The sequence below is a fragment of the Flavobacterium sp. TR2 genome, assembly GCF_025252405.1.
Taxonomy (GTDB): domain Bacteria; phylum Bacteroidota; class Bacteroidia; order Flavobacteriales; family Flavobacteriaceae; genus Flavobacterium.
On sequence record NZ_CP104307.1, the window covers coordinates 2,851,368 to 2,875,603 of the forward strand.

Sequence of the window (24,236 nt, forward strand, 5' to 3'; positions counted from 1 at the left end):
TAAAGAATATATTTTATTAAATTTAACATATTCTTTTCTCTATGATAATTATCATATTTTATGCGCCCTTAACGAAGTAATTTTGTTAATATAAATCTAAGGTATGAGTGTTATTTATCTTTTAATTTCAGTAAGTATTTTTGTGGCAATCTGTTTCTTTATTGCCTTTATTGCGGCTGTCAAATCTGGACAGTACGATGATGATTATACTCCTTCAGTCAGAATTCTTTTTGATGACGAAACAAAAATTAATTCCCAAAATAATAATTCACCAATCGAAGAAAAACAAGTATAATTATGGAAATGGAACAGTTTTATTACGACAACAAAATTGTAAAAAAATTCATTTATGCCACAATTCTTTTTGGAGTTGTAGGTATGTTAGTGGGGCTTACCCTGGCGGTAATGTACCTTTTTCCCAACCTTACAGATGGGATTTCGTGGCTGAGTTACGGACGTCTAAGACCGTTGCACACCAATGCGGTAATTTTTGCCTTTGTGGGTAATGCCTTTTTTGCCGGTATGTATTACTCGCTGCAACGATTATTAAAAGCCAGAATGTTTAGTGATTTTCTTAGCAATCTTCACTTCTGGGGGTGGCAGTTGATTATTGTGGCTGCCGCAATTACACTTCCTCTAGGTTATACTTCTTCTAAAGAATATGCAGAGTTGGAGTGGCCAATTGATATTACAATCGCTTTAATTTGGGTTGTAATGGGAATTAATATGATTGGAACCATGCTGCGTCGTAGAGAGCGTCACCTGTATGTTGCAATCTGGTTTTATCTAGCCACATTTGTAACAGTAGCGGTGTTGCATATCTTTAACAATATAGAAATTCCAGTTTCAGGTTTAAAAAGCTACTCAGTATATGCAGGTGTTCAAGATGCGCTTGTACAATGGTGGTACGGGCACAACGCGGTGGCATTCTTCCTTACAACTCCGTTCTTAGGATTAATGTATTATTTCGTTCCAAAAATAGCAAACAGACCTGTTTACTCTTATAGATTATCTATTATTCACTTTTGGTCTTTAATCTTTATATATATCTGGGCTGGGCCACACCACTTATTGTATTCTGCATTGCCAAACTGGGCTCAGAATCTTGGGGTTGCATTCTCAGTTATGCTAATTGCTCCGTCTTGGGGAGGTATGATCAACGGTCTTCTTACATTAAGAGGAGCTTGGGATAAAGTTCGTGAAGAGCCAGTTTTAAAATTCTTCGTAGTAGCAATTACAGGTTATGGTATGGCAACTTTTGAAGGGCCGATGCTATCTTTAAAAAATGTAAATGCTATTGCGCACTATACAGACTGGATCGTAGCGCACGTTCACGTAGGGGCTTTGGCTTGGAATGGTTTCATGTCGTTTGGTATTATCTATTGGCTGATTCCAAGAATGACAAAATCGGAGTTGTTCTCTAAGAAATTAGCAAACTTCCATTTCTGGATTGGCACTTTAGGTATTATCGTTTATACAATTCCATTATATGTGGCAGGTTTCCAGCAAGCATCTATGTGGAAACAGTTTAATCCAGACGGTACTTTAACTTATGGAAACTTTCTTGAAACAGTAACTGCTATTATGCCAATGTATTGGATGAGAGCTATCGGTGGTACTTTGTATCTAGTAGGAATGCTGACATTGGTTTATAATATCATTATGACAGTAAAAGCTGGTAATACAATCGAAGATGAATTGGCTCAGGCTCCAGCATTGCAAACAATAAAAAGTGGTAGATTAAGTGGAGAAAAATTCCACTCTTGGTTAGAGAGAAAACCAATTCAGCTAACTATTCTAGCTACAATTGCAATTTTAATTGGAGGTATCATTCAGATTGTTCCAACGATTATGGTAAAATCAAATATTCCTACCATTTCAAGCGTAAAACCTTATACGCCTTTAGAACTTGAAGGACGTGACTTGTATATCAGAGAAGGTTGTGTAGGATGCCACTCGCAATCAGTACGTCCATTTAGAAGTGAAGTGGAGCGTTATGGAGTTCAGTCAAAAGCAGGAGAATTTGTTTACGATCACCCATTCTTGTGGGGATCAAAACGTACAGGGCCAGACTTATTGAGAGTAGGTGGCAAATACAATGATAATTGGCATTTTAACCATATGTGGAATCCGCAAAGTACATCTGCAGGATCAATTATGCCAGGTTACAAATGGCTGTTTGATAACAAACCGATGGACATTTCATTGACTCAAAAGAAAATGCAGGCCATGATTTCATTAGGTGTGCCATATTCTCAAGAAGATGTTGCAAATGCACAGAAAACGTTAAGAGAGCAGGCAGTTAAGATAGAGAAAAGCTTAGAAAGCGATCCTGATTTTGTTAAGAGTTACGAAGACAGCCGTAAAAAAGCTGAAGCAAAAGGCGAGAAATTCATTCCGATGAACGAAAGAGAAATCGTTGCTTTGATCGCTTATATTCAAAGACTTGGTACTGATATTAAAGTAAAAGAAACTAAATAGCAGCATTATGTTTGAACAGATAAAACACAATATGGAAACGATATCGGGTATAGAAATTTACCCGATTATTTCCCTCTTAATTTTCTTCTTATTCTTCGTAGGATTAGGCATTTGGGTGTTCTCTTACAGAAAAGAAAAAATTCAAGAAATGAGTAATATACCTTTAGATGAAGGACTTAGTGTAATCACAAAAGATAGATAAAAATGAAAAAGTTTTTCCCAGTATATGTTAGAGTACCGCTGATTTTCTTCATCGTATTTGCTTTGATGGAATTTTTTATAGACTCGGGCGATAAGCCGGCTTTTATAAAATATCCTATGGTATCGCTCTTTTTATTTGTCTTTTTGTTTATTCTGATTGCTATCGAAATTACGCTTAGCGCTGTAAATCGAGTGATGTATCAATTACTATCGCCTGAAGAAAAAGCACAAAGAGAACTTGAAGAAAGTTTAAGCTTTAAAGAAAGCACTTGGTTTAAAAACCTAATGCACAAATTGACTAAAACAGAGCCAATTGAAAGAGAAGCCGACTTGTTAATGGATCATGATTATGACGGAATCAAAGAGCTAGATAATAATTTGCCACCATGGTGGGTATATTTATTCTACATCTGTATCATTTTTGGAGTAATTTATGTGGTTCGTTATGATGTTTTAGGAGCCGATGATCAAGAAATGGAGCTGAAAAAAGAAATGGCGCAAGCAAAAATTGATGTTGAAGAATACATGAAAACTGCTCCAGATCTAATGGATGAAAAAACAGTTGTTCTGCTTACTGATGAACCAAGTTTAGCAGCAGGAAAAGAAATTTTTACGACCAATTGCGCTGCTTGCCACCGTGCAGATGCAGGAGGACAGATCGGACCAAACCTTACAGATGATAAATGGATTTTAGGAGGAGGAATCAAAAATCTATTCCACACCATTACAAATGGCGGTAGAGATGGAAAAGGGATGATTGCCTGGAAAGGAACCCTTAAACCAAAAGAAATACAAAAAGTGGCGAGTTATATTCTATCTCTACAAGGAAGTAATCCTAAAGATCCAAAAGAAGCAGAAGGAGAAGTTTGGGTAGACGATAGTGCCCCTAAAACCGATGCTGCTGCCGCAACCACAAAAGATACCACAGAAGTTAAAAAATAATTAGAATATCATGTCAAATTTACCAGACGAAGCTTTTAGAAATACCATTGGAACAATAGATGAAGGTGGTAAACGAAAATTTATATTTCCTAAAAAACCGTCTGGTAAATTTTATGATTATAGGAAAATTGTCAGTTATGTTTTATTGGCAATTTTATTCATAAATCCATTTATTAAGGTTAATGGGAATCAGTTCATGATGTTCAATATCTTAGAACGTCGTTTTAATATTTTTGGATTCCCTTTTTGGCCTCAGGATTTTTATCTCTTCGTAATTTCAATGCTTGTAGGCGTTGTCTTTATAATTTTGTTTACCGTAGTTTTTGGAAGGATATTTTGTGGCTGGATCTGCCCGCAGACTATTTTCTTAGAAATGGTTTTCCGTCGCATAGAATATTGGATCGATGGGGACCGAGGTTCTCAGAGTCGTTTGGCAAAACAAGAATGGAATGGCGAGAAAATTAGAAAAAGAGTTTTAAAATGGACTATATTTTTCTTAATCTCTTTCCTTATTGCTAATGTTTTCCTTGCTTACTTGGTAGGAAGCGATGCATTATTCTTAATGATTGAGCAAGGTCCAGTAAAACAAGCAAGCAATTTTATAGCACTGCTTATCTTTACGAGCGTTTTCTATTTCGTTTTTGTATGGTTTCGCGAACAAGTTTGTATTATCGCCTGTCCTTACGGAAGACTTCAAGGTGTTCTTTTAGACAATAAATCTATAAATGTTGCCTACGATTTTGTGCGTGGAGAAAAAGAAGAGGGACGTGCAAAATTCAAAAAAAATGAAGATAGAGCCTTAACCGGAAAAGGAGATTGCATCGATTGTCTTCAATGTGTTCATGTTTGCCCTATGGGAATTGACATTAGAAACGGAACACAGCTAGAATGTACAAACTGTACAGCTTGTATAGACGAATGCGATCATATTATGGAATCTGTAGGATTGCCAAAAGGTCTTATTCGATACGCTTCTGAAGACGAAATTGCCAAAAAAGAACCTTTTAAGTTTACAGCACGAATGAAAGGATATACAGCTGTTCTCTTCATTTTATTGAGTATTTTTGTTGGAATGCTGTTTTTAAGAACAGATGTTCAAGCAGTAGTTTTACGCTTGCCTGGCCAGCTGTTCCAGCATAATGGAGAAAAAATCAGTAATGTTTATACCTATAAAATTGTAAACAAAACAATGAAAGATTACAACGATATACATTTCGAATTAATTGATCAGAAAGGAGAAATTAAAAACGTTGGCAAAAAGCATTTTAAAATAGCTAAAGAAGGAATTTCTCAAGGAACATTATTTATTGAAATTGATGAAGTTTTGTTAGAAAGCGATAAGACGAAAGTAAAAATTGGAGTTTATAATGGTTCTGAACTTTTAGAAACAACAACTACAAATTTCTTAGGACCGCGAAGTTTTAATTAAAAATATAGTATTATGAAATCGCCACAAAATAGATTTTGTGAAGCAAAAACACAAAAAAAGGCGATAACATATTTGACAAATAACAAATAAAATCTACAAATATGAAATTTAATTGGGGTACAGGTATCGTCATTGCATTTGGATTGTTTATGACCTTTATTTTATATTTTGTGTTTGAAGTACAGTCAAATTCTAAATACGATAATGATTTGGTTGTCGAAGAATACTACAAACACGATACGCACTTTCAGGAAGAAATGGCAAGAATTCAAAACGCACACGATTTGCAGCACAAACCATCAATCAAATATACTGGAGAAGGTGTGGCTGTAACATTTCCTGCAGGATTTGAAAGCGACAAAGTGAAAGGAAACATTCAATTGTATAGACCTTCAAACAAAAAATTCGATTTTAACACTCAAATTGCTTTAACCAATTCAGAAATCATTATTCCGCAGAAAAAGTTAATAAAAGGACGCTGGGATGTGAATATGGAATGGCAGTATGAAGGCAAAAAATATCTCACTAAAGAGGTTATTTACGTAAATTGATAAAAAGTTAAGACAGAAAATTATATCGCCCTTGCGAGACAGGGATTATATATTAATCTCTACAAGATTTAAGGTTCCGCTAGGAGCAAAAGATTTGTAGAAAATAATATGCATTAATATGAGAATGTCCCGTAGGGACTACATATTAAATAGTTTGGTAAAATAATATAAAGACATACAAAATGTTATTCTCTGCTTTCTTTTTAGGTCTAATCAGTAGTCTGCATTGCGTTGGAATGTGCGGACCAATTGCCATGATGCTTCCTGTAGATAGGCAAAATGAAGCTAAAAAAGCTACGCAGATCATGACTTATCATTTTGGCAGATTAACAGCTTATTCAACAATCGGATTGATTTTTGGATTACTGGGAAGAGGTTTTTTTCTAGCAGGATTGCAGCAGAAAATGTCAATAATTATTGGTGTAATCATGATTGTTGCAGTTTTAATACCAGAGAAAAAATTTGCCCAATACAATTTTTCTAAACCTGTTTATAAAATCATTTCTAAAATTAAATCGAATCTGGGAAGTCAGTTTAAAAACAAAAGCTATAAATCGCTGTTTACAATTGGTCTTCTAAACGGATTTCTGCCATGCGGAATGGTTTATGTAGCTTTGTTTGGAGCAATTGCAATGCAAAGTGCTAGTCTTGGCGTACTTTATATGCTTTTATTCGGAATTGGAACCATACCATTAATGACAGTTGTGGTTTATGTCAACTCGTTATTAAAATTGCCTTTCAGAAATAAAATCCAAAAAGCAATTCCGTATGTAGCGGTAATAATTGGTGTTTTATTTATCCTTCGCGGATTAGGATTAGGAATTCCGTATATTTCTCCGTCGAACATGAGTTTATTTGTGCAGCAGACTCCAAACTGCCACTAGAAAAAGCTTATCTCTTTAATTAAAAAAAAATATTTCAACACATAGAAACATTCCCAAAGAATATTTCTATGCATTAAAAAATATACTAAGAGTTTAATCTCAATTTAAATCATACAGTCATCGAAAACAGATTTGTTTCCGGTGACTTTCTTTTTAGATGCAAGTCAAATGCCATACAGATGTTGCGGACAAAAGGTCTTCCAGCTTCGGTAATCTTGATTTTATGGTCTTCAATGATAATTAAGCTATCGTTTTCTAATTCTTCTAGAGCAGTTAATACTTCAGGAAGTTCGGCAAAATTTAAAGATTCTCCAGCCCAGGAAGTTTCTAGTTCGCAGGTTAAATTCAAAATGTGTTTTCTAATAATAAGATCTTCATTGTTTAAAATATGGCCTTTTACAACAGGAAGTTTGTCAGATGCTAAAATCTCGTAATATTCTTCTAGACTTTTGGTGTTTTGAGCAAAACTATACCAGCTGTCGCTTATTGAAGAAACACCTAAGCCAATCATAACTTGAGTCTTGGAAGCGCTGTAGCCCATAAAATTTCTATGCAGTTTTCCATTATGTGCGGCTTTGTATAAGCTGTCATCAGCTAACGCGAAATGATCCATACCAATTTCGTGATAACCATTTTGAATGAGAAGTTTTTTGCCAATTTCGTACAGTTTTCTCTTTTCTGCATCTTTTGGCAGGTTCTCGTCATTAAATCCACGTTGTCCATTTCCTTTTATCCAAGGCACGTGCGCATAGCTGTAAAAAGCTAATCTATCTGGTTTTAGAGAATTAGTTTTCTCTACCGTATCAACCACATCTTCAATAGTTTGAAATGGAAGTCCAAAAATAATGTCATGTCCAATTGAAGTGTAGCCAATTTCTTTTGCCCAAAAAGTCACTTTGGCAACATTATGAAAAGGCTGGATTCTATTGATCGCTTTTTGAACTGTAGGAGCATAATCTTGCACGCCAAAACTCACTCGGCGAAAGCCTAAATCGTATAATTTTTTGAGCTGTTCGTGAGTAGTGTTGTTTGGGTGTCCTTCAAAACTAAATTCGTGATTTTCTGCCTTTACAGCATAATTAAAAATTCCATTAATAAGACATTCTAAATTTTCTTTTGAAAAGAATGTTGGAGTTCCGCCACCTAAATGAATCTCTTTGATTACAGGTTTTTCGGGAAGCAGATCACAATACATTTTCCATTCTTTCAGAACTGCCTGAATGTATTTTTCTTCTACTGAGTGATTTTTTGTAATGCGCTTGTTGCATCCGCAGAAAGTACACATACTTTCACAAAAAGGCAGGTGGATGTATAAACTTATCCCGTTTTTTGAATTGCTTTCAGAAAATGATTGCCTTAAAGTAGTAATCCATTTTTCGGATGTAAAGTCAGCTTCATTCCAATATGGAACTGTCGGGTAACTAGTGTATCTTGGACCTGGGACATTGTACTTTTGAGTCAAAGAAAGTTTCATAATGACGGATTTAGTTTACATCAAAATTAAAAGTTCAAGCCTAGACATAAAATGACAAATGTCATGTAAAGAGCAAAAAAAAGAGGCCTAAAATAGAACCTCTTTTCTGAATTAAATAACTAACGTGATATAGAATCTTGGATGATTTTAAGCCATTTTTTCGCAAACTGATGATCTTGATAGACGCTAATCTGTTTGATGCGGTCATCGTCAAAATCATAGAATGGAATTATTATTTTTTTGCCAGTTTCTTTTTCCTGAAAATCAAAGTCAATTTTAACAATAGTGTCAGAACCAGCATCTGTTGTTGGAATGAGTTTGCATGAAGCAATTGTATTTAGATCGACATATATTGATTCTTGCTGATTTGGATTGAAATTCATCAAAATAAACTTATTGCTTTTCTGATCAATTGTCAAAGTCTTATTATTGATTGATTCTGTTAAATCAAAATCCTCAGGATGGGTTGGATTGAATCTTTTTTTTATGTTTAAAATTCTCGATTTGCTTGCTGCAGATGAACGTGCAGAAAAATATATTGGGATAGCAACAATAATTAAAATCACAATTCCCATTATTGTGGTAGTAGTTTCCATAATGTTTTAATATAATAAATAAATGATATGCAAAACAGTTCTCGGTTTGAAAACAGTTCAGTGCTTGCAGAAGAATAAATCTTCTAATGAAAAATCAAGTATTTATTTACCAGAAAAAATGGAAAGCATAGAGTATGACTAAAACTTTTTTACTTTGAGTTGTAAAGAGTTTAGTATATGCTGTAGTAAATGCAACAGTTTGATGCTGCGGGATTAGCGGTAAAAGATTGTCAAAACATTTAATTATTCCAGTAGGATTTGTTTTGATATTTGCCGCAAACTGATAACTCCCTTGAGGCTGTATAAATGCAGACGAATCGGGAATATCTTTGCAGAAGTTGCTATCGGATTTTTCCGTTTCAATTACACGTGCAGAAGCTTGGTCCGCCTGATAGGCAAACAGTCCTGCAAGTATAAGCGTAATAAGAATAACGGTTTTACGAATCCAATTCATGTCGGCGAATTTAAGTCATAAAACGCAATTAAAGAAATTTTATAGAATTAATTAACACTCAAAAAAAGTCCTCAACGTAATTGAGGACTTATGAGCTTATTGTTGCATTTTAAAATAATAATCTGCCGAGTGTTTGCCGCTTCCATAAAATAAGAAGAATATGCAGACTAATAAAACTATTATAGCTAAAACTAAACTTTCAGAGTGCATTCTTCCCATAGAATTGACAAGAACAGCACCAAATAAAATGGGTAATTGAGCAGCGATTGCCCATCTGGTCAAAAGCCCAAAAATAATCATTATACCACCAATCATGTGGGCTGGAGCAATGTAATGCAGCATAAACATACCTCCTCCAAACTTATCAATCGGGGAAATCAAATCATGCAGGTATTGAACATTGGTGACGAAAGAGACACCTTTCATAAATAAAAATCCACCCAAAACAATACGTACTAAATCAACTGGTAAATAAGTGTGCGAATTTGCCCATTTATTCAAACTTTTTACATTTTCCATGATGTTGTGTGATTAAAAATTATAATACTAAGTTACTAATTTTTAATCAGATATTTATTTTTAACACCTTGAAAATAAGTTTTTTGCTTTTTATTTAACGTCTTGTTGAGAATTCTTAAATCGCTACACTTGAATGACTCCCAAATTGAACGGTTTTTGAATAGGAGCGTGGTTGGCAGCTTCAATACCGATAGAAATCCAATTACGCGTTTCTAACGGGTCGATGATGGCATCTGTCCAAAGTCTCGATGCGGCATAATAAGGAGAAGTCTGCGCGTCGTAACGGGCTTTTATTTTATCGAATAATTCAGCTTCTTTTGCTTCATCGACAGTTTCTCCTTTTGCTTTAAGAGAAGAAGCTTCAATTTGCGCTAATACTTTTGCAGCCTGAGTTCCGCCCATTACAGCCAGTTCGGCACTTGGCCAAGCAAATATTAATCTTGGGTCATAGGCTTTTCCGCACATGGCGTAATTCCCTGCTCCATATGAATTTCCGACAATAACTGTGAATTTTGGAACAACAGAATTACTCACCGCATTTACCATTTTGGCGCCATCTTTTATAATGCCGCCATGTTCTGATTTTGAACCAACCATAAAGCCCGTAACGTCTTGTAAAAATACCAACGGAATTTTTTTCTGATTGCAGTTGGCAATAAAACGGGTAGCTTTGTCGGCACTGTCAGAGTAGATGACACCGCCAAACTGCATTTCGCCTTTTTTGGTTTTTACCACTTTTCTCTGATTGGCTACAATTCCTATAGCCCAGCCGTCTATTCTAGCATAGCCTGTAATAAGAGATTGTCCATAACCATCTTTGTAAGCTTCAAATTCTGAATTATCGACCAAACGTTTGATGATTTCCATCATGTCATATTGCTCAGTTCTTGCTTTTGGAAGAATGCCATAAATCTCATTTGGATCTAATGCAGGTTTTTCAGCTTTAATTCTGCTGTAGCCAGCTTTATCAAAATCGCCAATTTTATCTACAATATTTTTAATTTTATCTAAAGCATCTTTATCGTCTTTAGCTTTATAATCGGTAACGCCAGAAATTTCGCAGTGCGTTGTGGCGCCGCCCAAAGTTTCGTTGTCAATTGTTTCTCCAATGGCTGCTTTTACCAGATAACTTCCAGCAAGGAAAATACTTCCTGTTTTGTCAACGATTAAAGCTTCATCACTCATAATTGGAAGGTACGCACCACCGGCAACGCAGCTTCCCATTACAGCAGCAATTTGAGTAATTCCCATACTGCTCATTTGGGCGTTGTTTCTAAAAATGCGGCCGAAATGCTCTTTATCTGGAAAAATTTCATCCTGCATTGGCAGATACACTCCTGCGCTATCCACAAGATAGATGATTGGAAGTCGGTTTTCCATTGCGATTTCCTGAGCGCGAAGGTTTTTCTTTCCTGTTATCGGAAACCAAGCACCGGCTTTTACGGTAGCATCGTTAGCCACTACAATGCATTGTTTCCCTCTGATGTAGCCAATCTTTACCACAACGCCTCCACATGGACAGCCACCGTGTTCTGGGTACATTCCTTCGCCTGCAAAACCTCCAATTTCAATACTTTTAGAATTTTCATCCAATAAATAAGCAATTCTTTCGCGAGCAGTCATTTTGCCTTCAGAATGCAGTTTTTCGATTCTTTTTTCGCCTCCGCCCAATTTGACTTTGGCAATTTTTTGTTTTAATTCGGAAAGAAGTAATTTATTGTGATCTTCGTTTTTATTGAAGTTTAAATCCATGGTAAAATATTGATTTTATAAAATAGTGTTGGCTAATTTACAAAATCAATTGAAATAATCGAGTTGCTTTGCGAATTAAGAAAAAGTATTATTGTGAAGTTGCAAAAAAACATCCGTTGGGCGGATGTTTCTTTTTTATGAGTTTTAATTTGAATTATTTTTTAGGACTGCAGACCATTTGTTTAAGCATAGCCCATTGCTTTAAAGCATCGCGAGCTTCGACGGCAGGATAACCAAGCATTGTTTTTCCCGCAGGAACATCTCCAGTGACGCCAGATCCGGCACCAATGACAGTACCATCTCCAATAGTGGTGTGGTCTTTTATAGATGCGCTTCCGCCAATTATAACTCCGTTTCCTAAAGTCACCGAACCTGCTAAGCCGCTATTTCCAGCCATTATGCAAAATTTGCCCAGCTTGCTATTATGGCCAATTTGGACCAAATTGTCAATTTTACATCCGTCTCCAACAATAGTTGAACTAAATTTTCCACGGTCAACACAGGTATTTGCGCCAATCTCAACCCTATTTCCAATTATTACATTGCCGATTTGAGGGATTTTTACAAGTCCATTTTCTTCGCAAGGGCGAAATCCAAAACCATCTGCACCAATTGTTGCATTTGGATGAATGATGCATTCGCTGCCAATATGGCAACGTTCACGAATAACGGTTCCAGACCAGATGATTGTGTTTTTTCCAATTGTACATTCGTCTAAAATGGTCACATTTGGATAAATTACTGTGTGAGCGCCAATTTCAACTTTTGGACCAATGTAGCAGCCAGCGCCAATTTTAACGCCTTCGCTAATTATAGCCGTTTCGTCTATAGTGGCTGTTTTATGAATATTGTTATGAAAGATTGGGGCGGGAGGAGCAAAAAGAGCTAAAATTTGAGACATGGCTAAATCGGCATTTTTTACTTTGATAAAAGCTCGATTTTCTCCTGGTTCAATCGAAATATCTTCATTTACAACTGCAATTGAAGCATTTGAGGCTGACCAATATTTTTCGTATTTTTTGTTTCCAATAAATGAAATCTCTGACGTTGTTGCTTTTTCTAATTGTTCTGTTGCAGTAATGCTTTGCGAAGTGCTGCCGTAAATTACGCCATTTATAACTTCATTAATTTCTTGAATTGAATAGGATCTCATTGACAATTTTAATCGACTTGGGTTATTTTTTTGCCAAATAAAATGAATTACATTTTAATTACCTAATTATTTTTTTACGTTTCTTAATAAATGTTTAAAATAATGCGGTAATTTTTACAAAATTAACATTTTGAGTATTAATTTAATGAAGTTTTTTTAATGAGCTGATTAGTAATTGCTTGTGTTCATGTTTAAAATAAATGAAAACTGAGATGGAGGAAATAAAAAAAATAATTGTTAGGCCATAGCTTACATTTATTTTGTTAAATCATTTATTTAGTGAAGATTAAAAAAAAGCGATTCATTTTAATGAACCGCTTTTTAATGAATTATTCTTTGATTTTTGATAATGAAACCGCATTGATACAGTAGCGCAAGCCGCTTGGTGGCGGTCCGTCAGGAAAAACGTGTCCTAAATGCGAATCGCAGGTATTGCAGACTACCTCAACACGAATCATTCCGTGTGATTTGTCGGCGTGATACGCAATTGCATTTTCTTTTACAGGTTGTGTGAATGATGGCCATCCTGTGCCAGACTCAAACTTTTCGCTTGCGTCAAACAATAAAGTGCCACAGCATTTGCATTCATAAATTCCTGGTTCAAATAAGCTGCACATTTCTGAGCTAAAAGATCTTTCAGTTCCTTTTAAACGCGTTACCTGAAATTCTTCAGGACTTAGAATTTGTTTCCATTCTTCCTCCGTTTTTTCCACTCTTTTGTCTGGAGTTGGATTTCCTTTATTTGTAAAATGAATTACATCTGCCCATTTTATCATAACTTTTTTCGTTTTAAAGTTTAAGGTTTCAAGTTTAAGGTTTCAAGTTTCAAGTTTCCTGAGATTGAACGCTAAAAAACTGAACACTATATACTGGCAACTATTCTTCTTCTTTCTGTCCCATCATCATCAGATAGGCTTTCAGGAAAGGATCGATATTTCCGTTCATAACGCCATCAACATCGCTGGTTTCGTAGCCTGTACGAACATCTTTAACCAATTTATAAGGCTGCATTACGTAATTACGAATCTGCGAACCCCATTCGATTTTCATTTTTCCAGCTTCAATGTCAGCACGCTGTGCTTGCTGTTTCTTTAATTCGATTTCATACAATTGAGATCGAAGCATTTGCATGGCACGCTGTCTGTTGTCTTGCTGTGACCTTGTTTCAGAACACTGAATCTGAATTCCGGTTGGTTTATGGACAAGCTGCACTTTAGTTTCAACTTTATTTACGTTTTGTCCTCCAGCGCCGCTCGAACGAGAAGTTGTAATTTCGATATCGGCAGGATTAATGTCGATTTCGATACTATCATCTACAAGCGGATACACATATACAGATACGAAAGAAGTATGACGCTTAGCGTTACTGTCAAAAGGTGAAATTCTAACCAGACGGTGAACCCCATTTTCTCCTTTTAAGTATCCGAAAGAATAATCTCCTTCAAATTCTAAAGTTACGGTTTTAATTCCGGCAACGTCACCTTCCTGAAAGTTAAGCTCTTTTATTTTATAGCCATAACTTTCTCCCCACATCATGTACATACGCATGAGCATTCCTGCCCAGTCACAGCTTTCGGTACCACCAGCACCAGCTGTAATCTGTACTACAGCGCTTAAGCTGTCTCCTTCGTCAGAAAGCATATTTTTGAATTCGATGTTTTCAATATGCGCTTGAGCAGCATTATATTGTTCATCCAATTCGTCTACAGAAAGCTCTCCTTCTTTGTAAAAATCATAAGCAAGCTGTAATTCTTCTGTAAGAGAGACTGCTTTGTCATAATCTTCAATCCATTTTTTCTTGTTTCGAAGATTTTTTACGATGTTTTCTGCTTCTTTTGGATTGTTCCAGAAATCAGGAGCAAACGTTTTTTCTTCTTCGTTCGCAATTTCGATTAGCTTGGCATCAACGTCAAAGATACCTCCTCAACGCACCAAGGCGCTCCACAATACCTTTTACTTGTTCGGCTGTTGTCATAAATTAATTACTAGGTTTTATATGTTTTTTAGAATTATTACGTTAATTTGGTCTAGAGAAACCAGCGAGTTAAATTTTATGAAAACTTGCTGAGAATAACTATAAGTAATACGTAATTTTGCATACAAAAATAAGATATAGTTTTTAGAATATGGAAATAAATTTAATCAGCGATACCATAACAAAGCCTACTTATGAGATGCTTCAGTATATGTTTAACGCTCATGTCGGCGATGATGTATACAAACAGGACCCAACGGTGATTGAATTGGAAAATAGAACAGCAGAGTTTTTTGGTATGGAAGCTGGTCTTTTCTTTCCGTCTGGAACTATGGCAAACCAGACTGCAATAAAACTGCATACACAGCCTGGAGAACAATTGATTGCTGATAAATATGCCCATGTTTACCATTATGAAGGAGGAGGTGTTTCTTTTAATAGTGGCGTTTCTTGCTGTCTATTGGATGGAAATCGAGGCATGATAACGGCAGCGCAAGTTAAAGCGGCGATAAACGATCCAGAGTTTTACCATAGTCCGCTAACAAGTTTGGTTTGTGTTGAAAATACAACCAACAAAGGCGGCGGTGCGTGTTATGAATTAGAAGATTTAAGAGAAATAAAAAAAGTTTGCGACGCCCATAATTTGAAGTTTCACTTAGATGGAGCAAGAATTTGGAATGCATTAGTGGCTAAAAGACAGAATCCTAGAGAATTTGGGGCTATTTTTGATACTATTTCGGTTTGTTTGTCTAAAGGATTAGGAGCTCCAATTGGATCTGTGCTGCTTGGAAGTAAAGCTGATATTCACAGAGCGTTGAGAATCAGAAAGATATTGGGTGGAGGAATGCGTCAAGTAGGTTATTTGGCAGCCGCTGGATTATATGCTTTGGCTCATAATATCGAAAGGCTGGCAGAAGATCACCGCAGAGCAAAAGAAATTGCAAAAATCTTAAGTACAAAACCTTGGATTGCGTCTATTGAACCCGTAGAAACAAATATCTTGATTTTTTCGCTTGCAGAAGGGTACAGCGATCAATTGCTAATAGAAAAATTAAAACAGAAAAATATATTAATAAGTTCTCTTGGACACAACAAACTTAGAATTGTAACACATTTAGATTACAAAGAAGTAATGCATACTTATGTGTTGGAAACACTTTTGAAGTTTTAGAAAAAGGTTCATAGAGGCAAAGGTGCAGAGGAACAAAGGCTAAAAAAAAGAGGATGCTTTAGCATCCTCTTTTTTTGTGAGGCAAAGAAACAAAACCTTTGCACCTTTGCATCTCAGAAACCTTTGTGCCTTATTTAAACAAATTGTCCATTCCAGGAATAGAAGGCATATCCATTCTGGCTACAGCGTCTAATTCTCTTTCGTTTACACTTGTAGCTTTTTCAATAGCTTTATTTAGCGTTACAATTAAGTAATCTTCCAATTGCTCTTTATCTTCCAAAAGAGAATCGTCAATAGAAAGAGATTTTATTTTTCTGCTTGCTGTAATAGTAACTTTTAATAATCCGTCAGCGCTTTGTTCATCAATCAAAACAGTATCTAGACGCTTTTTTGTATCTTCAATTTTTTGTTGGGTTTCTTTAAGTTTACCCATCATTCCCATTAAATCCATTTTTGTTGATCTTTTAAATTATTTCAGACAAAATTAGTATATTGCTGTGTTAATTCAATAGAATATTTTATGAAAAAATTAATTCTGTTCTGTTGGGTTTGTGCTATTTTTGCGTCTTCATATTTAAAAATTAATGCTCAATCAATGCAAAATGATATATCGGCCCCAAAGGCTAAAATAATTCCAAAGACATTAAAAAAACATAAAGAAACTAGGATTGATAACTATTTCTGGCTTAATGACAGAGAAAATCAAGAGGTGATTGACTACCTAAATCAAGAGAATGCTTATTACGAAAGTATGACCGCTCATACTCAAGATTTAAAAGACAGCCTGTTTGAAGAAATGAAAGGAAGAATTAAAGAAGATGATTCTTCTGTTCCTTATTTTTATAACGGATATTTTTATATAACTCGTTTTGAAACAGGGCAGGATTATCCAATTTTTGCTCGAAAAAAAGGAAGCCTTTCTGCAGATGAAGAAATTCTTTTTGACTGTAATGAAATGGCAAAAGGTCATGCTTATTTCAAGTTAGGCGGTTTAAGCATCAGCCCAGATAATAAATTTGCCAGTTTTGGAGTAGATAGTATTGGGAGAAGAATCTATACGATCCAGATTAAAAATTTAGAAACAGGCGAAATCTTAGCAGACAAGATAGAAAATGTTACAGGAGCCTCTGTTTGGGCAAATGATAACAATACTATTTTTTATGTGAGGCAAGATCAAGTGACATTAAGAGCTGATAAAGTTTTTAGGCATAAATTAAACACTGATTCAGAAAATGATGTTTTGGTTTATGATGAAGTTGATGATACTTTTAATGTGTCGATCAGCAAAGAAAAATCAAGAAAATATATTGTTATTGGTTCTGGAAGCACTTTGACGACTGAATACAGAATTTTGGAATCTAATAATCCCGACGGAGAATTTACGGTTTTTCAGCCACGTGTTCGCGGATTAGAATATAGCATTTCGCACTACGAAGATTCATTTTATGTTTTGACCAATAAAGATAAGGCGACCAATTTTAAATTGATGAAAACGCCAGAAGGCAAAACAGGAAAGAAAAACTGGGTAGATCTTATTCCGCATAGAGAAGATGTTTTGTTGGAAGACATCGAGATTTTTAAGAACTATTTGGTTGTTGAAGAACGCTCTAACGGATTAAATCATATTAGAATCATGCCTTGGGGCGACGAACCAGATTATTATCTTCCTTTTGGCAGCGAGACTTATAATGCATACACTACAACCAATGTTGATTTTGATACAGATATTTTGCGTTATAGCTACCAGTCATTGGCAACGCCGTCTTCTGTAATTGATTTTAATATGAAGACCAAAACCAAAGAAATCTTAAAAGAACAGCAGGTTTTAGGAGGTAAGTTTGATAAAGAGAATTATGTAGAAGAAAGAGTTTGGGCAACTGCAAGAGATGGGGTAAAAGTCCCTATTTCGATGGTTTACAGAAAAGGATTGGAGAAAAACGGTAAAAATCCGCTGTTGTTATATGCATATGGTTCGTACGGAATTACTATGGATACTTATTTTTCTTCAACAAGATTGTCGCTTCTAGACCGCGGATTTGTTTACGCGATCGCTCATATACGTGGGGGAGAAGACTTAGGGAGACAATGGTATGAGGACGGAAAACTGTTAAAAAAGAAAAATACCTTTACAGATTTCATCGATTGCTCTAAATTTGTAATAGATCAAAAGTTTACTTCTCCAGAACATCTATATGCAGAAGGAGGATCTGCTGGCGGACTTTTAATGGGAGTAATCGTAAATGAAGCTCCTGAATTATATAATGGCGTTATCGCTCAGGTGCCTTTTGTAGACGTAATTACCACAATGCTGGATGACAGTATTCCGCTTACAACTGGAGAGTATGACGAATGGGGTAACCCAAACAATAAAAAATATTACGATTATATGTTGTCGTATTCACCTTACGATAATGTAAAAGCACAGGAATATCCTAATATGTATGTGTCTACCGGATTGCATGATTCGCAGGTACAATATTGGGAGCCAGCTAAATGGGTTGCGAAATTGAGAGATTTAAAAACAAATAATAAACTTTTGTTTTTAGATACCAACATGGATGCAGGCCATGGCGGGGCTTCGGGACGTTTTGAGGCTTTAAAAGACTTAGCAAAGGAATTTAGTTTTTTATTAGATTTAGAAAAAATTAAAAGCTAATTAGAAATTTTTTGTTAAATTTGCAACCTATCAAGGTTAATTTAAAAAGGCCTTTGATTAACTATTTTTTTATGAAAGAAGAAATAACTGCTTATAATAATGTTTTAGAGTTAATAGGAAACACCCCCCTTATTAAGCTAAATAAAATTACCGAAGAGTTAGAAGGAAATTTTTACGCAAAGGTAGAAGCTTTCAACCCAGGTCATTCCTCAAAAGATAGAATAGCGTTATATATTATTGAAGAAGCCGAAAGAAAAGGAATTCTTTCTCCGGGAGATACCATTATCGAAACCACATCTGGTAATACAGGATTTAGTTTAGCAATGGTAAGCATTATTAAAGGTTACAACTGTATATTAGCCGTAAGCTCAAAATCATCTAAGGATAAAATCGATATGTTGAGAAGTTTAGGCGCCAAAGTGTATGTCTGTCCGGCTCACGTTTCTGCAGATGATGAAAGATCTTATTATAATGTGGCAAAACGTTTGCACGAAGAAACAAAAGGTTCTGTCTACATTAATCAATATTTTAACCAATTAAATATTGATGCTCATTACAACACTACAGGTCCAGAGATTTGGGAACAAACAAAAGGACAAATCACGCACTTAATTGCTTGCAGCGGAACAGGAGGGACTATCTCTGGAACTGCAAAATTCTTAAAAGAAAAAAATCCAAATATTAGAATCCTCGGAGTTGATGCTTTTGGATCTGTATTGAAAAAATACCACGAAACAAAAGAGTTTGACAGTAAAGAAATTTACCCTTATCGTATAGAAGGTCTTGGTAAAAACTTAATCCCGTCTGCTACAGATTTTGATATTATTGATAAATTCATGAAAGTAACCGACGAAGAAAGTGCCCACTCTGCAAGAGAAATCACTAGAAAAGAAGGTTTATTTGTTGGATATACTTCTGGAGCAGTAATGCAGGCTATTAAACAATATGCTGAAGAAGGCGAATTTACAAAAGACAGTAATATTATTGCCATTTTTCCAGATCATGGTTCTCGTTACATGAGTAAAGTATTCAGTGATGACTGGATGAACGAGCAAGGCTTCTTTGATAGCGTTAATGAAGAAGAAGCTCAAAAAATTGAATTCGTAAAGTAGCAATAGCACTTTTCAAAATATAAAACTCCATTCGTATTTTTCGAATGGAGTTTTTTTTATTTAGCTTTTTAGGAAATTTTATTTTTATAAAAGTAAAAAAAAATATGGGTTCGCTGAGTAAGCTGTATTTATACGTAAGAAATTATGATTTTTATTGATTATAATTTATTTATTTTGTGAAATTTATGAATTTTGGTAAATGCGTTTGCTAGTAAAATGATCAAAAAATGTTGTTTTAACGAGTTTTTAGGTCAGTTGTCGGAAATATTTTTGCTCCAAATCGTAATAATCTAGTTTTGAGGTATTAAAATAACATAGTTGTTTAATCCCTAAAATCTACTATTATGAAAAAATTACTACTAACAGTATTGTTTGTAAGTTATTTGAATGTGAACGCTCAAACACCGATTCAGGAATTTAACTTTAATGGAACTTTAAACAATACTGCAAACACGACTTCATTTATTGGTGCCAACAATTTTGTAGCTGACAGAGCAGGAGCTATAAAAGGAGCACAACGATTAAATAATAAAGCTCTAGAAGCTGTAATCGATGATTTGCCTCAAGGAAAAAGCGCCAGAACAATTAGTATCTGGGTGAAATTTAATGATATTTCAAACGCAAACTATATTTGGGGTTATGGAAATCCTCTTAATGCGCAATATTGCGGCTTATTACAGCAAGGAACAAGCACTTCTAACTCGGATTTAAGTTTAGCGGCTTGGGGAGCTTCTAATGATGTTATTGTTTCTGCGCCTCTTGAAAAGAATATTTGGTATAACTATACCATTACTTATGAAGGCACTATTTCTAAAATATATCGAGACGGCAAATTGTTGAAATATCTAGAAGGTATGACAAGATTTACTCACGGAAATATTTTTAGATTGGGCGAAATAAACACAATGGTTGGGATCAATGCTGATATAGATGATCTGAAGATTTATGATGTGGCTTTAACGCCAGATCAGGTAAAAGAGCTGTATGATAACGAAAAGGTTGCTAATTTGCCTTCTAAAGCAGTTGTGGAAAATAAAACCGTAAAAACAGCTGTTAAAGCAAAAGCAGCAAACGAAACTATTATTGCTTCGAACGAAGTTAATGGTACCCTTAAAAACGTAGAAGTTTATTCGCAGGGGCAAAAAATTGTGGGAAGTAACGCAGCAAACATAAGCGATCTGCCAGAAGGCACTTATTTATTGAAAATTACCAGTACTCCATCAAAAAAAATTACCTCAAAATAAATGGTTCTTTACTTTGTTTTTAAATGTTAGTTAGTTTTTATTGCGTAAGCAATTGGGTTTTTGGAATAGTAAGGAAAGCTTTCTGTCTTCAGAAGGCTTTTTTTAATCTAATTTCCATCCAAAAGTAGTCTGAAAAACATAATCATCTTTTGATGCGCCTTCTTTTGGCTTATTGTCATAGTTGTAGATAAATGATAGCTTGATAAAAAAGTCTAATGGCAAGTCGTATTTGGTATCTACAGAAAAATCGGTACGAATCCTTTTGCTTTCTGTTAAGCTCGGAAAGAAATTCACTTTAGACTGAATGCTAAAATCGCCAATATCATATAAATTAAGGTCACTGCCCAAAAACAACTCCAAACTTTTATTCGCTTCTGGCATTTCTGTAAAGCGCTCATGGTTAAAAGATAATCCCGAAGCAATTCCCCAGTATTTTTTGTTGCTGTGTATGAGGTATTTTCCGTAGCCTGCTTTTGAAACTATACGGATATCAATGTCTTGCTCGGTATTTTTTAAAGTTACAATCGATAGCGGAATAAAATAATCTTTTGGGAGCAAATGGATATAGCTTAAATCAGTGTCAATCCTTCTAATAGGATCGCTGTCATCTTGTACAGACTGGATCTGCTTATATGTGGCAGTTCCGTACCATTTTTTGGCAGTGTAGCCTAGATTTACATTTATAGTTAATTGCTGTAAATTTTGTGCTTTGGTTAATTTAATGCCCGCATCAAAACTAGCGTCAAGTCTGTGCCAAAAATTATTGTCTACAGGTCTTATGCCAACAATATCGCTTAGGTCAATAATGCTTTTAGTTTGGGTTTCAATATTAGTGATCTCGCATTTATCAGGAGTTTTGGTTTTTGTAATTTTTCCGTTTAGCAAACTGCCATTGGAAAGGTTGATAATATGAATCCTTTCGGAGCCAATGCTTTTAACGTGTTTCCATTCCACTTTAAAATCTTCTTTGCTGTAATCGGTTTCTATTTGTACGACACCTTTGTTCATTGTTTTTATTTCGCCAACAATGATATCGTTGTTTTTGAGTACAAGAGTATCAGAAATCTGTGCACTGATTTTTAAGAAAGATAAAAGAAAAAATAGGAGTAAGGTTTTCTTCATATTTAAGTCTATTTCTTTGATTGCCAGCTGGTACTGTTAAAGTTAGAAATAAAAATGCAAAGTCGGGTAGAATCATAAAAAAATCCTGATTTTGCGGGAATCAATCCTGTAAGCAATTAGGAGTATGGATGAAGGTTTTTTTTAAAGAATGCCATTTGCACCGTAAAGGTGTTTTTGTGAGAATTATGTATTTGTGTGTAGGAATTGTTTGGATATGCTGAATTTAAATTATAGTTTTAACAAATTTTGTAAAAATAATAAATGAAATTTTGAAATTGTAAAACTTGATTTTTACAATAAACAGCTATTTGCCTTATACCAAAACGATTCTGATAAAAGTTATGATTATGAAAAAAATATTACTCACTTTAATGTTTGTAAATTTTTTAACTGCTAATGCGCAAAATCCTGTACAGGAGTTTGGTTTCAACGGAAATTTAAATAGTACTGATAATGCTATTTCTTTTTTAGGTGCCCCAATTTTTGTAAACGACAGAATGGGAAATCCTAAAAGTGCTTTGAGACTTGCCAATAAAGCTTATCAGGCAGTAGTGGGAGAGCTTCCTCAGGATAATAAGCCCAAAACAATATCGATTTGGGTAAAATTTAATGCCGTAAATATTCCTAATTATATCTTTGGCTATGGTGCAGCAATAAACGGACAATATTTCGGATTGGTGCAGCAGCCAGTGTCTGGAAACAATGCAGATTTGAGTTTAGTAGGTTGGGGAGACGCCAATAATGTAATTGTATCAGTGCCTTTAGTAAAGGAGGTTTGGTATTTTTATAGTGTGACTTATGACGGAAATGTTTCAAAAATTTACCGAAATGGCGAATTGTTAAAAGCTGTCGAAGGAATTCAGCGTTCGGCTAAAGGATATATTTTGAATCTGGGAAAATTAAATGCCTCAACCAGTATCAATGCAGATATTGACGATTTAAGGCTGTATAGTGTTGCCATGACAGACGAACAGGTTAGGGAAGCGTATAATAGCTCGAAGCCACACGGCGTGGCAGTTGCTGAAAGTATCCCTGTTTCAAGTCCTGCGGTTTCAAATGTGCCCAAAAAGGCTGTCGCAACTCCTGTGAAAGCATCTGCACCCGCGGCAGCTCCTGTTGAAACCAACAAAAGCGGTAAAATTATTGAAGTATTTTCGCAAGGAAGACAAATAATGGGAACAAATGCTTCTAATATTACTGATTTGCCCGAAGGGACTTACTTAATCAAGGTAATCAATTCGAATAAAAAATAGCCGTAATAAAAAAGCCTTTCAGATTTTGAAAGGCTTCTGCATTATTTTTTCTTCTGCTGCCCTGGTGCGTAAGCTTTGGCACTTTGGTCCCCATTCATTTTTTTGGCTTGCCCTGGCGGTATTTTTTTACCCGATGGAGCAGGTGTGTAAGTGTGAGTGTGCGTATGCGTGCTACAGCTGATTACACTTAATACTAAGAACAAAAGAACTAGTACTACTACAGCAATTCGTGTGATTTTTGATGTCTGCATTTTAAGTTTTAAATTTAATTTGAGGTGTTGCAAATATAATCGAAATGTTGTCTTTAGAGCTATCGAACCTCAGTTTAAAATGAGTTCAAATAATGATTTAAATATTTTCTGAGAGCAATTTTCCCAAAATAAAAAAGCTCCAGTCGAGAAGATCTGGAGCTTTAAATATATTTTCAAAGAAAGACTATTCTTCTTTCATTGTATGATAAACGTTCATTACGTCATCATCTTCTTCGATTTTTTCAATCAATTTCTCAACGTCAGCAATTTGAGCCTCAGTTAATTCTTTTGTGATTTGCGGAATACGCTCAAAACCAGAAGATAAAATTTCTAGGCCTCTGTTTTCCAATTCTTTTTGCAAAGCTCCGAAACTTCCAAAAGGAGCATAGATTAAGATTCCGTCTTCGTCTTCAAAAACTTCCTCGGCACCAAAATCAATTAATTCTAATTCTAATTCTTCAGCATCGATGCCATCTTTTGCAATTCTGAAGTTGCAAGTGTGGTCAAACATAAACTCAACAGAACCTTGAGTTCCCATTGTTCCGTTACATTTATTGAAATAACTGCGGATGTTAGCTACAGTTCTATTGTTGTTATCAGAAGCAGTTTCAATTAAGATAGCAATTCCGTGAGGAGCATATCCTTCAAACAAAATTTCTTTATAGTTGGCAGTGTCTTTATTGCTTGCATTTTTAATCGCGCGCTCAACATTGTCCTTAGGCATATTAGCCGCTTTTGCATTTTGTATAACAGCTCTTAATCTAGAATTGGCGTCTGGGTTTGGTCCGCCTTCTTTAACAGCCATTACGATATCTTTACCAATTCTGGTAAATGTTTTGGCCATTGCTGACCAACGTTTCATTTTTCTTCCTTTTCTAAATTCGAACGCTCTTCCCATTTCTAATTTTTAGTTTTGTGATGCAAAAATACGGTTTTCCTAATTTTTACAAAAACAAAATTGTTCTTTTTTGTTTCAGGTTTCTGGCTTAAAATTACTCTGGTTGTGTTAAGTTTAA

Annotated in this window: 24 protein-coding genes; 12 read left to right on the forward strand and 12 right to left on the reverse strand. The window is 35.2% G+C overall.

What is annotated here, in order from left to right; translation table 11 throughout:
* Window positions 1–103: 103 nt before the first annotated feature.
* The 7 genes from ccoS (at window position 104) to N4T20_RS12610 (ending at window position 6,488) form a co-directional block, all read left to right on the forward strand.
* A complete protein-coding gene (gene ccoS, locus N4T20_RS12580) occupies window positions 104–295 on the forward strand; it encodes a cbb3-type cytochrome oxidase assembly protein CcoS (RefSeq protein ID WP_095930917.1) in 192 nt (63 codons plus the stop codon).
* A gap of 2 nt (window positions 296–297) precedes the next feature.
* A complete protein-coding gene (ccoN, locus tag N4T20_RS12585; protein WP_260669496.1) occupies window positions 298–2,481 on the forward strand; it encodes a cytochrome-c oxidase, cbb3-type subunit I in 2,184 nt (727 codons plus the stop codon).
* 7 nt (window positions 2,482–2,488) lie between these two features.
* Window positions 2,489–2,683, forward strand: coding sequence for a cbb3-type cytochrome oxidase subunit 3 (locus N4T20_RS12590; RefSeq protein WP_202001081.1), 195 nt, complete (start codon window positions 2,489–2,491; stop codon window positions 2,681–2,683).
* Between the two features lie 2 nt (window positions 2,684–2,685).
* A complete protein-coding gene (locus tag N4T20_RS12595; RefSeq protein ID WP_260669497.1) occupies window positions 2,686–3,624 on the forward strand; it encodes a cbb3-type cytochrome c oxidase N-terminal domain-containing protein in 939 nt (312 codons plus the stop codon).
* Between the two features lie 10 nt (window positions 3,625–3,634).
* Window positions 3,635–5,053: a cytochrome c oxidase accessory protein CcoG gene (ccoG, locus tag N4T20_RS12600; protein WP_260669498.1), complete on the forward strand. Its 1,419-nt coding sequence runs from the start codon at window positions 3,635–3,637 to the stop codon at window positions 5,051–5,053.
* A gap of 101 nt (window positions 5,054–5,154) precedes the next feature.
* Window positions 5,155–5,604 (forward strand): FixH family protein, encoded by a 450-nt coding sequence (locus tag N4T20_RS12605; RefSeq protein WP_260669499.1) that lies wholly within the window; start codon window positions 5,155–5,157, stop codon window positions 5,602–5,604.
* A 182-nt stretch (window positions 5,605–5,786) separates the two neighbouring features.
* Entirely contained in the window at window positions 5,787–6,488 is a 702-nt protein-coding gene (locus tag N4T20_RS12610) for a sulfite exporter TauE/SafE family protein (RefSeq protein ID WP_260669500.1), read from the forward strand.
* Window positions 6,489–6,597: 109 nt separating this feature from the next.
* Here the strand turns inward: N4T20_RS12610 and hemN are convergent, their stop codons facing one another.
* The 8 genes from hemN to prfB form a co-directional block, all read right to left on the reverse strand.
* The gene (hemN, locus tag N4T20_RS12615; RefSeq protein ID WP_260669501.1) at window positions 6,598–7,962 is read right to left on the reverse strand and encodes an oxygen-independent coproporphyrinogen III oxidase; all 1,365 of its coding nucleotides are present in this window, start codon (window positions 7,960–7,962) and stop codon (window positions 6,598–6,600) included.
* A gap of 119 nt (window positions 7,963–8,081) precedes the next feature.
* Complete coding sequence (locus N4T20_RS12620) at window positions 8,082–8,558, reverse strand: hypothetical protein (RefSeq protein ID WP_260669502.1); 477 nt, start codon at window positions 8,556–8,558, stop codon at window positions 8,082–8,084.
* A gap of 106 nt (window positions 8,559–8,664) precedes the next feature.
* Window positions 8,665–9,012, reverse strand: coding sequence for a hypothetical protein (locus N4T20_RS12625; RefSeq protein ID WP_260669503.1), 348 nt, complete (start codon window positions 9,010–9,012; stop codon window positions 8,665–8,667).
* A 96-nt stretch (window positions 9,013–9,108) separates the two neighbouring features.
* Entirely contained in the window at window positions 9,109–9,531 is a 423-nt protein-coding gene (locus tag N4T20_RS12630; protein WP_260669504.1) for a DoxX family protein, read from the reverse strand.
* A 123-nt stretch (window positions 9,532–9,654) separates the two neighbouring features.
* Window positions 9,655–11,283 carry an acyl-CoA carboxylase subunit beta gene (locus tag N4T20_RS12635; protein ID WP_260669505.1) on the reverse strand — a complete coding sequence of 543 codons (1,629 nt, stop codon included), beginning with the start codon at window positions 11,281–11,283 and terminating at the stop codon, window positions 9,655–9,657.
* 154 nt (window positions 11,284–11,437) lie between these two features.
* On the reverse strand, window positions 11,438–12,436 hold the full coding sequence (gene lpxD / locus N4T20_RS12640) for a UDP-3-O-(3-hydroxymyristoyl)glucosamine N-acyltransferase (protein ID WP_260669506.1): 999 nt from the start codon (window positions 12,434–12,436) through the stop codon (window positions 11,438–11,440).
* Between the two features lie 329 nt (window positions 12,437–12,765).
* Window positions 12,766–13,212, reverse strand: coding sequence for a peptide-methionine (R)-S-oxide reductase MsrB (msrB, locus tag N4T20_RS12645; RefSeq protein ID WP_260669507.1), 447 nt, complete (start codon window positions 13,210–13,212; stop codon window positions 12,766–12,768).
* Window positions 13,213–13,312: 100 nt separating this feature from the next.
* Window positions 13,313–14,411, reverse strand: a protein-coding gene (prfB, locus tag N4T20_RS12650; protein ID WP_111366622.1) for a peptide chain release factor 2 whose coding sequence is annotated in 2 segments (ribosomal slippage) — window positions 13,313–14,347 and window positions 14,349–14,411 — 1,098 coding nt in all. Because the reading frame shifts where the segments join, the coding sequence is not laid out codon by codon here.
* A 151-nt stretch (window positions 14,412–14,562) separates the two neighbouring features.
* Between prfB and N4T20_RS12655 the strand changes: the two genes are divergently transcribed.
* Window positions 14,563–15,582: a threonine aldolase family protein gene (locus N4T20_RS12655; protein ID WP_111366620.1), complete on the forward strand. Its 1,020-nt coding sequence runs from the start codon at window positions 14,563–14,565 to the stop codon at window positions 15,580–15,582.
* Window positions 15,583–15,712: 130 nt separating this feature from the next.
* Here the strand turns inward: N4T20_RS12655 and N4T20_RS12660 are convergent, their stop codons facing one another.
* On the reverse strand, window positions 15,713–16,033 hold the full coding sequence (locus N4T20_RS12660; protein ID WP_008462685.1) for a YbaB/EbfC family nucleoid-associated protein: 321 nt from the start codon (window positions 16,031–16,033) through the stop codon (window positions 15,713–15,715).
* 69 nt (window positions 16,034–16,102) lie between these two features.
* Between N4T20_RS12660 and N4T20_RS12665 the strand changes: the two genes are divergently transcribed.
* The 3 genes from N4T20_RS12665 to N4T20_RS12675 all read left to right on the forward strand — a co-directional run bounded on the left by N4T20_RS12665 (window position 16,103) and on the right by N4T20_RS12675 (window position 20,594).
* The gene (locus tag N4T20_RS12665; protein WP_260669508.1) at window positions 16,103–18,238 is read left to right on the forward strand and encodes a S9 family peptidase; all 2,136 of its coding nucleotides are present in this window, start codon (window positions 16,103–16,105) and stop codon (window positions 18,236–18,238) included.
* Between the two features lie 71 nt (window positions 18,239–18,309).
* Window positions 18,310–19,350: a PLP-dependent cysteine synthase family protein gene (locus N4T20_RS12670; RefSeq protein WP_125719571.1), complete on the forward strand. Its 1,041-nt coding sequence runs from the start codon at window positions 18,310–18,312 to the stop codon at window positions 19,348–19,350.
* Window positions 19,351–19,694: 344 nt separating this feature from the next.
* Complete coding sequence (locus tag N4T20_RS12675) at window positions 19,695–20,594, forward strand: LamG domain-containing protein (RefSeq protein ID WP_260669509.1); 900 nt, start codon at window positions 19,695–19,697, stop codon at window positions 20,592–20,594.
* Between the two features lie 102 nt (window positions 20,595–20,696).
* Here N4T20_RS12675 and N4T20_RS12680 read toward each other — a convergent pair whose 3' ends face one another.
* Complete coding sequence (locus N4T20_RS12680) at window positions 20,697–21,716, reverse strand: DUF481 domain-containing protein (protein ID WP_260669510.1); 1,020 nt, start codon at window positions 21,714–21,716, stop codon at window positions 20,697–20,699.
* A gap of 347 nt (window positions 21,717–22,063) precedes the next feature.
* On the opposite strand from N4T20_RS12680, the gene N4T20_RS12685 reads away from it, so the two are divergent.
* Window positions 22,064–22,969: a LamG domain-containing protein gene (locus N4T20_RS12685; protein ID WP_260669511.1), complete on the forward strand. Its 906-nt coding sequence runs from the start codon at window positions 22,064–22,066 to the stop codon at window positions 22,967–22,969.
* 41 nt (window positions 22,970–23,010) lie between these two features.
* On the opposite strand, the gene N4T20_RS12690 is transcribed toward N4T20_RS12685, so the two are convergent.
* Both N4T20_RS12690 and N4T20_RS12695 read right to left on the reverse strand, forming a co-directional pair.
* On the reverse strand, window positions 23,011–23,220 hold the full coding sequence (locus N4T20_RS12690) for a hypothetical protein (RefSeq protein ID WP_260669512.1): 210 nt from the start codon (window positions 23,218–23,220) through the stop codon (window positions 23,011–23,013).
* A gap of 184 nt (window positions 23,221–23,404) precedes the next feature.
* Window positions 23,405–24,118 carry a YebC/PmpR family DNA-binding transcriptional regulator gene (locus N4T20_RS12695; RefSeq protein WP_012024626.1) on the reverse strand — a complete coding sequence of 238 codons (714 nt, stop codon included), beginning with the start codon at window positions 24,116–24,118 and terminating at the stop codon, window positions 23,405–23,407.
* Window positions 24,119–24,236 lie beyond the last annotated feature (118 nt).

Coding starts and splice junctions, on each gene's coding strand:
- N4T20_RS12680 (WP_260669510.1), bottom strand. CDS start 21,716: ATGAAGAAAACCTTACTCCTATTTTTTCTTTTATCTTTCTTAAAAATC.
- N4T20_RS12625 (WP_260669503.1), bottom strand. CDS start 9,012: ATGAATTGGATTCGTAAAACCGTTATTCTTATTACGCTTATACTTGCA.
- N4T20_RS12665 (WP_260669508.1), top strand. CDS start 16,103: ATGAAAAAATTAATTCTGTTCTGTTGGGTTTGTGCTATTTTTGCGTCT.
- N4T20_RS12690 (WP_260669512.1), bottom strand. CDS start 23,220: ATGCAGACATCAAAAATCACACGAATTGCTGTAGTAGTACTAGTTCTT.
- N4T20_RS12595 (WP_260669497.1), top strand. CDS start 2,686: ATGAAAAAGTTTTTCCCAGTATATGTTAGAGTACCGCTGATTTTCTTC.
- N4T20_RS12655 (WP_111366620.1), top strand. CDS start 14,563: ATGGAAATAAATTTAATCAGCGATACCATAACAAAGCCTACTTATGAG.
- N4T20_RS12605 (WP_260669499.1), top strand. CDS start 5,155: ATGAAATTTAATTGGGGTACAGGTATCGTCATTGCATTTGGATTGTTT.
- N4T20_RS12685 (WP_260669511.1), top strand. CDS start 22,064: ATGAAAAAAATATTACTCACTTTAATGTTTGTAAATTTTTTAACTGCT.
- ccoN (WP_260669496.1), top strand. CDS start 298: ATGGAAATGGAACAGTTTTATTACGACAACAAAATTGTAAAAAAATTC.
- N4T20_RS12660 (WP_008462685.1), bottom strand. CDS start 16,033: ATGGATTTAATGGGAATGATGGGTAAACTTAAAGAAACCCAACAAAAA.
- lpxD (WP_260669506.1), bottom strand. CDS start 12,436: ATGAGATCCTATTCAATTCAAGAAATTAATGAAGTTATAAATGGCGTA.
- N4T20_RS12630 (WP_260669504.1), bottom strand. CDS start 9,531: ATGGAAAATGTAAAAAGTTTGAATAAATGGGCAAATTCGCACACTTAT.
- N4T20_RS12590 (WP_202001081.1), top strand. CDS start 2,489: ATGTTTGAACAGATAAAACACAATATGGAAACGATATCGGGTATAGAA.
- ccoG (WP_260669498.1), top strand. CDS start 3,635: ATGTCAAATTTACCAGACGAAGCTTTTAGAAATACCATTGGAACAATA.
- N4T20_RS12610 (WP_260669500.1), top strand. CDS start 5,787: ATGTTATTCTCTGCTTTCTTTTTAGGTCTAATCAGTAGTCTGCATTGC.
- ccoS (WP_095930917.1), top strand. CDS start 104: ATGAGTGTTATTTATCTTTTAATTTCAGTAAGTATTTTTGTGGCAATC.
- N4T20_RS12675 (WP_260669509.1), top strand. CDS start 19,695: ATGAAAAAATTACTACTAACAGTATTGTTTGTAAGTTATTTGAATGTG.
- N4T20_RS12695 (WP_012024626.1), bottom strand. CDS start 24,118: ATGGGAAGAGCGTTCGAATTTAGAAAAGGAAGAAAAATGAAACGTTGG.
- hemN (WP_260669501.1), bottom strand. CDS start 7,962: ATGAAACTTTCTTTGACTCAAAAGTACAATGTCCCAGGTCCAAGATAC.
- N4T20_RS12635 (WP_260669505.1), bottom strand. CDS start 11,283: ATGGATTTAAACTTCAATAAAAACGAAGATCACAATAAATTACTTCTT.
- msrB (WP_260669507.1), bottom strand. CDS start 13,212: ATGATAAAATGGGCAGATGTAATTCATTTTACAAATAAAGGAAATCCA.
- N4T20_RS12620 (WP_260669502.1), bottom strand. CDS start 8,558: ATGGAAACTACTACCACAATAATGGGAATTGTGATTTTAATTATTGTT.
- N4T20_RS12670 (WP_125719571.1), top strand. CDS start 18,310: ATGAAAGAAGAAATAACTGCTTATAATAATGTTTTAGAGTTAATAGGA.